This window comes from Kitasatospora sp. NPDC048296, assembly GCF_043201815.1.
Classification (GTDB): domain Bacteria; phylum Actinomycetota; class Actinomycetes; order Streptomycetales; family Streptomycetaceae; genus Kitasatospora.
Genome location: NZ_JBICZB010000006.1, coordinates 160,202 through 173,032, shown reverse-complemented (window position 1 = coordinate 173,032; position 12,831 = coordinate 160,202). Strand labels below are relative to the sequence as shown.

The 12,831-nt window shown below is 70.7% G+C and carries 8 protein-coding genes; all 8 read right to left on the bottom strand.

The window, feature by feature from the left end; all coding sequences use genetic code 11:
- Positions 1-96: 96 nt before the first annotated feature.
- The 8 genes from ACGF12_RS07230 to ACGF12_RS07195 all read right to left on the bottom strand — a co-directional run bounded on the left by ACGF12_RS07230 (position 97) and on the right by ACGF12_RS07195 (position 12,731).
- On the bottom strand, positions 97-1,554 hold the full coding sequence (locus ACGF12_RS07230; RefSeq protein ID WP_393026745.1) for an aldehyde dehydrogenase family protein: 1,458 nt from the start codon (positions 1,552-1,554) through the stop codon (positions 97-99).
- A 48-nt stretch (positions 1,555-1,602) separates the two neighbouring features.
- Positions 1,603-2,475, bottom strand: coding sequence for a helix-turn-helix domain-containing protein (locus ACGF12_RS07225; protein WP_393026742.1), 873 nt, complete (start codon positions 2,473-2,475; stop codon positions 1,603-1,605).
- A gap of 338 nt (positions 2,476-2,813) precedes the next feature.
- A complete protein-coding gene (locus tag ACGF12_RS07220) occupies positions 2,814-4,274 on the bottom strand; it encodes a glutamate synthase subunit beta (RefSeq protein ID WP_393026739.1) in 1,461 nt (486 codons plus the stop codon).
- Positions 4,267-8,853: a glutamate synthase large subunit gene (gltB, locus tag ACGF12_RS07215; RefSeq protein ID WP_393026757.1), complete on the bottom strand. Its 4,587-nt coding sequence runs from the start codon at positions 8,851-8,853 to the stop codon at positions 4,267-4,269. Before gltB ends, ACGF12_RS07220 begins: the two co-directional genes overlap by 8 nt.
- A gap of 440 nt (positions 8,854-9,293) precedes the next feature.
- On the bottom strand, positions 9,294-10,028 hold the full coding sequence (locus ACGF12_RS07210; RefSeq protein WP_393026736.1) for a VIT1/CCC1 transporter family protein: 735 nt from the start codon (positions 10,026-10,028) through the stop codon (positions 9,294-9,296).
- Between the two features lie 150 nt (positions 10,029-10,178).
- Entirely contained in the window at positions 10,179-11,177 is a 999-nt protein-coding gene (gene lgt, locus ACGF12_RS07205; RefSeq protein WP_393026733.1) for a prolipoprotein diacylglyceryl transferase, read from the bottom strand.
- A 120-nt stretch (positions 11,178-11,297) separates the two neighbouring features.
- Positions 11,298-12,161: a DsbA family protein gene (locus ACGF12_RS07200; protein ID WP_393026730.1), complete on the bottom strand. Its 864-nt coding sequence runs from the start codon at positions 12,159-12,161 to the stop codon at positions 11,298-11,300.
- A gap of 51 nt (positions 12,162-12,212) precedes the next feature.
- Entirely contained in the window at positions 12,213-12,731 is a 519-nt protein-coding gene (locus tag ACGF12_RS07195) for a MauE/DoxX family redox-associated membrane protein (RefSeq protein ID WP_393026727.1), read from the bottom strand.
- Between the last annotated feature and the right edge of the window lie 100 nt (positions 12,732-12,831).

Genomic DNA, 12,831 nt, shown 5'->3' with positions numbered 1-12,831 from the left:
GACCGGACCAGCTACAAGGCCACCATCAGCATCGACATCCTGACGACACCAGACCCGTGACCGGAACCCGCAGGCTCTATCTACACGGCGTTGGGCCTAGAACGGGAACGGCGCCCGCCCGTGCTGCACCGAGATCCACTTCACCGTGGTGAAGGCGTCCACCGTGGACTCCCCGTTGAGCCGTCCGACGCCGGAGTTCTTCTCGCCGCCGAAGGGCACTCCCGGCTCGTCCGCGATGGTCCCGCCGTTGACGTGGATCATGCCGGTCTCGATCCGCTGGGCGACCCGCACGCCGCGCTCGGGGTCCGCGGTGTGCACCGCGCCGCTGAGCCCGAAGGGCGTGTGGTTGGCCAGCCGGACGGCCTCGTCCTCGCCGTCGAAGGGCACCAGCAGCACGACCGGGCCGAAGAGTTCGCGCTGCAGGATGGGCGCGTCCTCGGCCAGGTCGGTGAGCACGGTCGGCTCCATCAGACTGCCGGTCGTGGTCCCGCGCAGCAGCGCGGTGGCGCCGCCGGCGATGGCCTGGTCGACCTGGCTGGTGATCGCGTCGGCCTGGACGGAGTTGATCAGCGGGCCGATGTGGGTGGCCGGGTCCTTGGGGTCGCCGACGGTCAGCGTGGCGATCTTGGCGACGAACTTCTCGGTGAACTCGGCCAGCACGGTGCGGTCGACGAGCACCCGGTTGGCGGCCATGCAGACCTGGCCCTGGTGGACGAAGCGGCTGAACACGGCCGCGTCCACGGCGTAGTCGAGGTCGGCGTCGTCCAGCACGATCAGCGCGCTGTTGCCGCCGAGTTCCAGCACCGACCGCTTGAAGTGGGCTGCGGCCACGGTGGCGACGTGCCGGCCGACCTGGTCGGAGCCGGTGAAGGAGATCACCTTGGGCACCGGGTGCTCGATGAAGCTGTCGCCGATCTCGGCGATGTCGGTGATCACCACGTTCAGCAGGCCGGGCGGCAGGCCCGCGTCCTCGAAGATCCTCGCGATCAGTGAGCCGCCGACCACCGGGGTCTCCTGGTGCGGCTTGAGCACCACGCCGTTGCCGAGTGCGAGCGCCGGGGCGACGGCCTTGAGGGCCAGGAACAGCGGGAAGTTGAACGGGCTGATCACGCCGACCACGCCGACCGGCAGCCGGTAGAGCCGGTTCTCCTTGCCGGGGGCGGGCGAGGGCAGCAGCCGGCCCTCCGAGGCCACCGACAGGTGCAGGCACTCGCGCAGCATGTCCTTGACGAGGGACAGCTCGAAGCCCGCCTTCAGCGCGGTACCGCCGAGCTCGGCCATGATCGCCTGGACGATCTGCCCCTCGCGCTCCTCGAACAGCCGCAGCGCGCGCTCGAAGACCAGTCGGCGCTGGTACGGGTTGGTGGCGGCCCAGGCGCGCTGGGCGCGCTCGGCGGCGCGGTAGGCCCGGTCGACCTCGGCGACGGTGGCGACGGTGATGGTGGCCAGTTTGTCGCCGGTGTAGGGATCGACGTCGACGATGTCCCAGGAGCCGCTGCCGCTGCACCATTCGCCGTCGATGTACTGCAGCGCCAACTCGGAGAAGTACGACATCTGATCCCTCTCGTGCCCGACCTGATGGGAGCTCATCGTACTGACGTGTCACAGCTCTTGGCGTACGGAGTGCAGAAGATCGCAGGTCTGTTCGGGGCTGAGGCTCTCGGCCTGGAGCCCCTCCATCGCCTGGCGGTACGAGGCGACCTCGGCGGGCTTGTCCACGTAGAGCGCGGTGGTGAACTGCTCCAGGTAGACCACGTCGGTGAGCTCGGCCTCGGCGAAGCCCAGCACGCTGAAGGCGCCGCTCTCGGCGGCCAGCCCGGCGGTGCCGAGCGCCAGCACCTGCAGGTGCACGTGGGGCAGTTCGGCGAGTTCGAGCAGCCGGTCGAGCTGGCCCCGCATCAGCCCGGGGCCGCCCCAGGGGCGGCGCAGCGCGGCCTCGTCCAGGACGGCGAGCATCCGGGGCGGGTGCTCGGCGGTGAGCAGGTCCTGGCGCCTGAGGCGGACCTCGACCCGGCGTTCGATGTCCTCGGCGGAGACGCCCTGGCCCTGGCAGCCGGCGGTGATCACGGCGCGGGCGTAGTCGGCGGTCTGGAGCAGCCCGTGGACGAACTGGACCTCGTAGCTGTGGATCTCGGTGGCGGCCTCCTCCAGTCCCAGGTAGTTCTGGAACCAGGCGGGCAGCACGTCGCCGTACTCGTGCCACCAGGAGCTGGCGTTGGCGTCCCGGACGAGTCCGAGGACGGTGGCGCGTTCCTGTTCGGCCTCGACGCCGTACAGGGTGAGCAGGTCGGCGACGTCGCGTTCCTTGAAGCCGACCCGGCCGAGTTCCATCCGGCTGATCTTCGACTCGGAGGCGCGGATCGAGTAGCCGGCCTCCTCGCGGCTGACGCCTCTGGACTCGCGGAGCTTGCGCAGCTGGGTGCCGAGCAGCATGCGCCGTACGGTGGCGCCCCCGCCTGCCTGAGTCGTGCCCATCGAAGTCAACCTCCGCACTCGCGCAGCCCCCCGGCCGTCGGCGGCAGTCTGCCACCTGGCACCGACGAACAACAGCCCGCGCCGGGACGCATTCCGGCCGCTGTGCGAAGGCTGGGAGAAAGCTGTGAGCCGTCCCTCGGTGCGCGGAGGGAAGCGCAGGTGAGAGCCGGGTGAGAAGTCGCCCGGGGGAGCCCGGGGAACGCGACGGCGCCCGCCCTCCAACTGGTCGGGGAAGAGGGCAGGCGCCAGGAGACCGCGTTGGCCCGGCGACGCTGGCGGGGGCAGCGGGTTGAGCTCCCGGCGATGCGGCGCCGGGGGTTCAGGGGCCGGTCGGACCGTCAGACCACCAGGGGGCGGTCCGTGGGTCGGATCGGGGCGGGAAGCGGGGTCTTGCCGCCCAGGTACCTGTCCACCGCGGCAGCGGCCGAGCGGCCCTCCGCGATGGCCCAGACGATCAGCGACTGGCCTCGGCCGGCGTCTCCGCAGACGTACACGCCATCGACATTGGTGGCGAACCGGCCGTCGCGGGCAATGTTACCGCGCGCGTCGAGGTCCACGCCGAGCTGCTCGACCAGGCCGTTCTTCACGTCCGTCCCGGTGAAGCCCATGGCCAGGGTGACCAGCTGGGCGGGGATGGCCCGCTCGGTGCCCGGGACGGGCTCGAACCGGCCGTCCTTGAACTCGACCTCGACCAGGTGCAGTTCCTGGACGTTGCCGTGCTCGTCGCCGGTGAGGTGGGTGGTGTTCACGGAGTAGATCCGCTCGCCGCCCTCCTCGTGAGCGGAGGTGACCTTGTAGGTCATCGGCATGGTGGGCCACGGCTGGTGCCCGGGGCGCTCGTCGCCGGGCCGCGGCATGATCTCCAGCTGGGTCACCGAGAGGGCGCCCTGCCGGTGGGCGGTGCCGACGCAGTCCGCGCCGGTGTCGCCGCCGCCGATCACGACCACGTGCTTGCCCTTGGCGCTGATCGGCGACTCGACGAGGTCGCCCTCCTGCACCTTGTTGGCCAGCGGCAGGTACTCCATGGCCTGGTGGACGCCCTTGAGCTCGCGTCCGGGCACCGGCAGGTCGCGCGCCGTGGTGGCACCGGCGGCGACCACGACGGCGTCGAAGCGCTCGCGCAGCTGCTGCCCGGTGATGTCGTCGCCGACGTGCACGCCGGTGCGGAAGCGGGTGCCCTCCGCCCGCATCTGCTCGATGCGGCGGTTGATGTGGCGCTTCTCCATCTTGAACTCGGGGATGCCGTAGCGCAGCAGCCCGCCGATGCGGTCGGCGCGCTCGTAGACCACCACGGTGTGGCCGGCCCGGGTGAGCTGCTGGGCGGCGGCCAGGCCGGCCGGGCCGGAGCCGATGACGGCGACAGTCTTGCCGGAGAGCCGCTCCGGGATCTGCGGGGTGACCCCGCCGCGGTCCCAGGCCTTGTCGATGATGGTGACCTCGACGTTCTTGATGGTCACCGCGTCCTGGTTGATGCCGAGCACGCAGGCCGACTCGCAGGGCGCCGGGCACAGCCGCCCGGTGAACTCCGGGAAGTTGTTGGTGGCGTGCAGGCGCTCGATGGCGCCGCTCCAGTCGTCCCGGTAGGCCAGGTCGTTCCACTCGGGGATGAGGTTCCCGAGCGGGCAGCCGTTGTGGCAGAACGGGATGCCGCAGTCCATGCAGCGGCCGGCCTGCTTGCCGATGATGGGAAGGAGGCTGCGTTCGACGTAGACCTCGTTCCAGTCCCGGATGCGAACGTCCACGGGCCGTCGCTCGGCCAGCTGCTTACCGGTGGTCAGGAAGCCCTTGGGGTCAGCCATGTGCCGCCTCCATCATCTTGCGAGTGGTCTCGGCCTCGGAGAGGCCATCGCGCTCAGCGGCGTCCTTGGCGGCGAGCACTGCCTTGTAGTCGGTCGGCATGATCTTGGAGAAGCGGGAGACCCCGCTGCCCCAGTCGGCCAGGAGTTCGGCGGCGACGGTGGAGCCGGTCTCCTCGTAGTGCTGCTGCACGGTCGCGCGCAGCCACTCGCGGTCGGCGGCGGTGGGGGCCTCGATGCCCACCATGCCGTCGTTGACGTTGGCGGGGCGCAGGTCGAGGACGTACGCGATGCCGCCGGACATGCCCGCCGCGAGGTTGCGTCCGGTCTCGCCGAGGATGACGACCCGGCCGCCGGTCATGTACTCCAGGCCGTGGTCGCCCACGCCCTCGACGACCAGTGTGGCACCGGAGTTGCGGACGGCGAAGCGCTCGCCGGCCTTGCCGCGCAGGTGGATCCGGCCCGAGGTGGCACCGTAGCCGATGGTGTTGCCGGCGATCACGTGGTTCTGGGCGTCGTTGCCGATGGCGGCGGCCTCGCGCGCCGGGCGCACGACGACCACACCACCCGAGAGCCCCTTGCCGACGTAGTCGTTGGCGTCGCCCTCCAGTCGCAGGGTGATGCCGCGCGGCACGAAGGCGCCGAAGGACTGCCCGGCGGAGCCGGTGAAGGTGACGTCGATGGTCCCCTCCGGCAGGCCCTCGCCGCGGTACCGCTTGGTCACCTCGTGGCCGAGCATGGTGCCGACGGTGCGGTTGACGTTGCGGATCGGCAGCTGGATGCGGACGGTCTCGCCGCGCTCCAGGGCGTCCTCGGCGAGCTCGATCAGCTGGTTGTCCAGCGCCTTGTCGAGCGCGTGGTCCTGGGTGGTCGTGCGGTGCCGGGCGGCGCCTTCGGGCAGCGTCGGCACGTGGAACAGCGGGGCCAGGTCGAGCCCGGCGGCCTTCCAGTGGTCGATCGCGGCCTGGGCGTTGATGTGCTCGGCGTGGCCGACGGCCTCCTCGATCGAGCGGAAGCCCAGCGAGGCCAGGATCTCCCGGACCTCCTCGGCGATGAACTCGAAGAAGTTGACCACGAATTCGGGCTTGCCGGAGAAGCGCTCGCGCAGCACCGGGTTCTGGGTGGCGACGCCGACCGGGCAGGTGTCCAGGTGGCAGACACGCATCATGATGCAGCCGGAGACGACCAGCGGGGCGGTCGCGAAGCCGAACTCCTCGGCGCCGAGCAGCGCGGCGATCACGACGTCGCGGCCGGTCTTCAGCTGGCCGTCGGTCTGGACGACGATGCGGTCGCGCAGCCCGTTCAGCAGTAGGGTCTGCTGGGTCTCGGCGAGGCCGAGCTCCCAGGGGCCGCCGGCGTGCTTCAGCGAGGTGAGCGGCGAAGCACCCGTGCCACCGTCGTGCCCCGACACCAGGACGACATCGGCGTGCGCCTTCGACACACCCGCCGCGACCGTCCCGACGCCGACCTCGGAGACCAGCTTCACGTGGATGCGGGCCGCCGGGTTGGCGTTCTTGAGGTCGTGGATCAGCTGCGCCAGGTCCTCGATCGAGTAGATGTCGTGGTGCGGCGGCGGCGAGATCAGGCCGACGCCCGGGGTGGAGTGCCGGGTCTTGGCGACCCACGGGTAGACCTTGTGGCCGGGCAGCTGGCCGCCCTCGCCGGGCTTGGCGCCCTGGGCCATCTTGATCTGGATGTCGTCCGCGTTGACCAGGTACTCGGAGGTGACGCCGAACCGGCCGGAGGCGACCTGCTTGATCGCCGAGCGGCGCTCGGGGTCGTACAGGCGGTCCGGGTCCTCGCCGCCCTCACCGGTGTTGGACTTGCCGCCGAGGCGGTTCATCGCGATGGCGAGGGTCTCGTGCGCCTCGCGGGAGATCGAGCCGTACGACATGGCGCCGGTGGAGAAGCGCTTGACGATCTCGGTGACCGGCTCGACCTCCTCGACCGGGATCGGCTCCCGGCCGAGGCCGTCCAGCTGGAACAGGCCGCGCAGCGTCATCAGGCGGGCGGACTGCTCGTTCACCCGGTCCGTGTACTGCTTGAAGATGTCGTACCGGCGGTTGCGGGTGGCGTGCTGCAGCCGGAAGACGGTGTCCGGGTCGAACAGGTGCGGCTCGCCCTCGCGGCGCCACTGGTACTCGCCGCCGATCTCCAGCGCGCGGTGCGCGGCCGGGATGCCGGAGGCCGGGTACGCCTTGGCGTGCCGGGCGGCGGTCTCCTTGGCGATCTCGTCCAGGCCGATGCCGCCGAGCTTGGTGGTGGTGCCGGCGAAGTAGCCGTCGACCAGCTCCTGGGAGAGGCCGATGGCCTCGAAGACCTGGGCGCCGCGGTAGGAGGCGACGGTGGAGATGCCCATCTTGGACATCACCTTGAGCACGCCCTTGCCGAGCGCCTTGATCAGGTTCTTGATCGCCTTGTCGGCCTCGACACCCTGGATGAAGACGTTCTGCGCGACGAGGTCCTCGACCGACTCCATGGCCAGGTACGGGTTGACCGCGCCGGCGCCGTAGCCGATCAGCAGCGCGACGTGGTGCACCTCGCGGACGTCGCCGGCCTCGACCAGCAGCGACACCTGGGTGCGCTGCTTGGTGCGGATCAGGTGGTGGTGGATGGCCGAGGTGAGCAGCAGCGAGGCGATCGGGGCGTGCTCGGCGTCGGAGTGCCGGTCGGAGAGCACGATGATCCGGGCGCCGTCGGCGATCGCGGCGTCGGCCTCGGCGGCGATCTCGGCCAGGCGCGCGGCCAGGCCCGCGCCGCCGGTGGCGACCTTGTAGAGGCCGGACAGCGTGACGGCCTTGAGGCCGGGCTGGTCGCCGTCGGCGTTGATGTGGACCAGCTTGGCCAGCTCGTCGTTGTCGATCACCGGGAAGGTGATGCCGACCGAGCGGCAGGAGGCGGCCTCGGCGGTCAGCAGGTTGCCCTCGGGGCCGAGGTTGGACAGCAGCGAGGTGACGAGCTCCTCGCGGATGGCGTCCAGCGGCGGGTTGGTGACCTGCGCGAAGAGCTGCACGAAGTAGTCGAACAGCAGGCGCGGCTTCTCGCTGAGCGCGGCGATCGGCGAGTCGGTGCCCATCGAGCCGAGCGCCTCGGCGCCGGTCCTGGCCATCGGGGCGAGGATGACGCGCAGCTCCTCCTCGGTGTAGCCGAAGGTCTGCTGGCGGCGGGTGACGGAGGCGTGGGTGTGGGCGATGTGCTCGCGCTCGGGGAGCTTGGCGAGCTGGATCTGCCCGCCGGTGACCCACTCCTCGTAGGGGTGCTCGGCGGCCAGGCCGGCCTTGATCTCCTCGTCCGGGACGATCCGGTTCTCGTTGAGGCAGACCAGGAACATCTTGCCGGGCTGCAGGCGGCCCTTCTGGACCACCTTGTGCTGGTCGATGTCGAGGACGCCGACCTCGGAGGAGAGCACGACCAGGCCGTCCTCGGTGACCCAGTAGCGGGCCGGGCGCAGGCCGTTGCGGTCGAGCACGGCGCCGATCCGGGTGCCGTCGGTGAAGGTGACGCAGGCCGGGCCGTCCCAGGGCTCCATCAGGTTGGAGTGGTACTGGTAGAAGGCGCGGCGGGCCGGGTCCATGGTGGCGTGGTTCTCCCACGCCTCCGGGATCATCATCAGCACCGAGTGCGGCAGCGAGCGGCCGCCGAGGTGGAGCAGCTCCAGGACCTCGTCGAAGGAGGCCGAGTCGGAGTGGTCCGGGGTGCAGATCGGGAAGATCCGCGACAGGTCGCCTGGGATGAGGTCGGTCGCGAGCTGGGACTCGCGGGCGCGCATCCAGTTGCGGTTGCCCTTGACCGTGTTGATCTCGCCGTTGTGCGCGACGAAGCGGTACGGGTGGGCGAGCGGCCAGCTCGGGAAGGTGTTGGTGGAGAACCGCGAGTGCACCAGGCCGATGGCGGACGCGTAGGTGCGGTCCGACAGGTCGGGGAAGAAGGGCTCCAGCTGGCCGGTGGTCAGCATGCCCTTGTAGACGATGGTGCGGGCGGACAGCGACGGGAAGTAGACCCCGGCCTCGCGCTCGGCGCGCTTGCGGACCACGAAGGCGATCCGGTCCAGCTCGACGCCGGCCAGGCCGTCCTTGGTCAGGAAGAGCTGCCGGAAGCGCGGCATCACGCTGCGCGCGGTGGCGCCGAGCAGGTCCGGGGTGACCGGCACGTCGCGCCAGCCCAGGACCGTCAGGCCTTCCTCGGCCGCGATCGCCTCGATCTGTCCGACGGCGGCGGCGGCAGCGGCGTCCTCGTCCGGCAGGAAGGCGATGCCGACGGCGTAGGAGCCGGCCGCCGGGAGCTCGAAGGAGACCTTGCCGCGCAGGAAGGCGTCCGGGATCTGGGTCAGGATGCCCGCACCGTCACCGGAGTCCGGCTCGGCGCCGGTGGCGCCGCGGTGCTCCAGGTTGCGCAGGACGTTCAGCGCCTGCTCGACGATGGTGTGGTCGGCGATGCCGGTCAGCGTGGCGACGAAACCGACGCCGCAGGCGTCGTGCTCGTTTCGCGGGTCGTACAGGCCCTGAGCAGCAGGTCGCGCATCCGGCACGAGCGCGTAGGGCTGGCGGGCGGCGCCGGCCTGAGGCTCGTTGGCGGAGTGCATGGATGCAGGCAGCATCGGCTCTCCCGTCGTCGTCTTTCGGCAAGTTGGTGCAAGTAGGGACGACGTTGGCCCTGATGCGGTGGTGCGGTCGTGCAAGTTACATGATGCCCAGAATCCCGAGAAGCGGAATATCCCGTCCACATCGCGGACGGATGCGCAGGTCAAGGGGGGCGAAGGGGAGGACGCGCCACAGTGCGCGTCCCGACGATTGTGCCCAACCACCCCGGGCCTGAAACAGGGGCGAAATCCGATCGCCACACAAGCCGATCATGAGCGCCTGGGAATCCATTCCGAGAGCCCGGCCGACGGATGCGAATCCGCGGCTGCGAGACCCGGATGATGAGACGATGCCGGGCACTGCGAGACGTCCGTGTGTGAAACGTCACGCAGTGCCCGGCATAGTCATGCACTGCTCCCCGCCGCCGGGCCGGGGGCGGGGATCACCCCACGTGCCCGCCGATCAGCCACCCCAGCAGATACGTCACCCCGGCCGCGGCCCCGCCCAGCACCAGCTGCCGCAGTCCGCTGAACCACCAGCTGCGCGCCGTCACCCGGGCCACCACCGCACCGCAGGCGAACAGGCCGAGCGCGGCGAGCAGCAGCGCGGGCAGCAGCGACGTCGCCCCGAGCAGGTACGGCAGCAGCGGCAGCAGCGCGCCGAGCGCGAAGCACAGGAACGACGAGCCCGCCGCGACCAGCGGCGAGGGCAGGTCGTTGGGGTCGATGCCCAGCTCCTCGCGGGCGTGGATCTCCAGCGTCAGCTCCGGGTCGCGGGACAGCTGGCGGGCCACCTCGTGGGCGAGCTCCGGGTCCACCCCGCGCGAGACATACAGCTGCGCCAGCTCGGCCAGCTCGCCCTGCGGGTTGCGGCTCAGCTCCAGCCGCTCGGCCTCGATCTCGGCCTGCACCAGCTCCCGCTGGGAGGCCACCGAGGTGTACTCCCCCGCCGCCATCGAGCAGGCGCCGGCCGCCAGGCCGGCCAGCCCGGTCAGGATCACCGTGCCGTTGGACGCCGCCCCGCCGACCACACCGGTCATCAGCGCGAAGTTGGACACCAGGCCGTCCACGGCCCCGAACACCGCGGGCCGCAGCCAGCCGCCGTTGACGTCGCGGTGGTGGTCCGCGGCGGGTATCCGCGGGTGGGCGGGCTCGGCTTCCAGAATGGTCGCGCTCACGGTCTTGTTCCCCTCGTCCTACGTTCGTCTCCCCAGGAACGTAGCCCGCTTGACCTGGGCATTTCCAGCAAGATAAGGCTTCCCGAACGATGCTGAGGCTGCCCTTCGCAGGTCTCGCGAAGGGCAGCCTCAGTCAGGGAAAGTGCCTGCTCAGATCGGGTTCTTGGCGTCCTTGCCGGACTTCTCGGCCGGCTCGGCTGGCTCGGCAACCGGTTCCGCGTCCGCCTCCCCATCCACGATCCGGGACGGCTTCTCCCCGTCCACCTTCTCGCTCGGCTTCTCGCCCTCCGCCTTCGCCTCGGCCTGCTCCGCCACCTCGTGTGCCGCCGGGTCGATGCTCGCCGGGTCCTCGCGGCCGGGCCGCAGCTTGCCGACGATCACGAAGTACGCCACCGCGCCGACGAACACCACGATCGACGTCCAGTCGTTCAGCCGCAGGCCCAGGTAGTGGTGCGCCTCGTCGATCCGCAGGTACTCGATCCAGAACCGGCCCACCGTGTACGCGGCCACGTACACCGCGAAGGCCCGGCCGTGCCCCAGCTTCCAGCGCCGGTCGACCCAGAGCACCAGCAGCGCCACACCCACGCACCAGAGCGACTCGTACAGGAAGGTCGGGTGGTAGACCCCGCTCACGACCTCACCGTTGGGCAGCGTCTTGTGGATCTCCAGGCCCCACGGCAGCGTGGTCTCCCGGCCGTACAGCTCCTGGTTGAAGTAGTTGCCCCAGCGGCCCAGCGCCTGCGCGAGCGCGATGCCCGGCGCGATGGCGTCGGCGTACGCGGGCAGCGGCACGCCCCGGCGGCGGCAGCCGATCCAGGCGCCGACCGCGCCCAGCGCGACCGCACCCCAGATCCCGAGGCCGCCCTCCCAGATCTTGAAGGCGTTCCAGGGGTTCTTCCCCTCGCCGAAGTACAGCTGGTGGTCGGTGATCACGTGGTACAGCCGACCGCCGACCAGGCCGAACGGCACGGCCCAGACGGCGATGTCACCGACGGTGTGCTTGGCACCGCCCCGGGCGACCCAGCGCTTGCTGCCGAGCCAGACGGCGGCGACGACACCGAGGATGATGCAGAAGGCGTAGGCGCGCAGCGGGATCGGTCCGAGGTAGAGGACGCCCCGCGACGGGCTGGGAATGTAGGCGATATCCATGGCAGTTCCGACGCTACAGGGTCCGGCGCCCCGGTCGGACACCCCCGGGGTCACAGAAACCGAACAACGCGCCGCCGCCCCCTCCGGACGGGGAACGGGCGGCGGCGCGGCCGGGGCTGCTCAGCCGGCCGTGGGCGACGGGTTGTTTGCCTCCGAAGCAGTGCTGGTCGGCGCCGGGGTCTGCCCGTGCGAGCCCGCCGTGCCGAGCTGCTTGCCCTGGTTCGCGGCGTCCACCCATTTCATCAGGTTGGCCGGGGTGATCTCCTCGTTGCCGTTCTTCGGGTAGATCGGCTGGCCGTTGAGCAGCACGGTCGGCGTCGACTTGTAGCTGGACTTGTCGAAGTCCTGCTGCACCGCGGACACCCAGCCGCCGAACTTGTTGTCGTTGACGCAGGCCCGGAACCCGGGCGTGTCCAGGCCGTCGACCTGCTTGGCCAGGTTCAGCAGGACGGCCTTGTTGCCGAAGGCGTCGTTGGTCTCGTCCGGCTGGTTGCGGTACATCACGTCGTGGAGGTCCCGGAAGTGCCCGGCGTCCTGGGCGCAGGCGAGCGCGTTGGCGCCGTTCTTGGAGCCCTTGCCCGGAATGGCCCGGTCGATGAACGACACGACGTGGACGTTGGTGTAGATCTTCCCGGCGTCCTCCAGCTGGTCGATGGTCGAGGAGAACTCGCGCTCGAAGATGCCGCACGCGGGGCAACGCGGGTCCTCGTACACCGTGAGGACCGACGGGGCGTTGCTCGCACCGACCGGGACGACCAGGTTCTTGTCCCCGATGGTGCCGGCCGGGGCGGCGGTCGGGGTCTCGGGCTTGGAGCGCTCGTTCTGCACCACGACGCCGGTGATCACGGCGGCGGCGATCACCACCAGCGCGGCCCCGCCCACCATCAGCTTCTTCCTGCGCTTGGAGGTGGCCTGATCGGCCGCCCGCTGCTCCAGCATCCGCTCGCGGGCGGTGCGCTTGCCTTCTCGGTTCTTCTCGCTCATTGCCTTGACATCCACGGTCTGGGAGCCTTCGTCGGGTGCGGGGGACGGGGGTCAGCTGGCCAGCCAGCCGTCGGCCGAGAGCCGGGTACGGGGCCGCCACAACAGCCACCCGGCCAGCAGCAGGAAGCCGGTGTCGCGCAGGATCTCCTGCAGGTACTCGGTCTGCGAGGCGTCGACGTGCCCGCCGCCGCCGAAGCAGCCGCAGTCGATCGAGATGCCGCGCGCCCAGGCCGAGGCGATCCCGGCGATGAAGGTGAGCAGCAGCAGCGCGGAGACCCCGGCGACCAGCCGGACGCCGAGGCCGATCAGCAGCAGCAGCGCGAGCGCCAGCTCCAGGAAGGGCAGCCCGTAGCCGATCGGCTTGACCAGGCTCTCGGGCAGGATCTCGTACGCGCGGACGGCCTGGGCCGCCTCCGCCGGATCGGCGATCTTCGCCAGCCCGGCCCACCCCCACACCACCGCCAGGCCGAGCCGCACGGCGGTGCCCAGCCACTCGCTCCAGGCCGGTACCGCCCGCCACGCCGCCGACGCGGGCGCCGAGTCACCGGGCTGCGCTGCCGGGCCGGCCATCAGGGAACCCCTCTCGGGAAACTCGTTCACTTCCTGATGAACCGTAAGGGCTGAAGGGCGGTTCCTCCGTTTTCACGAATTACGCCGTATGAGTGACGCA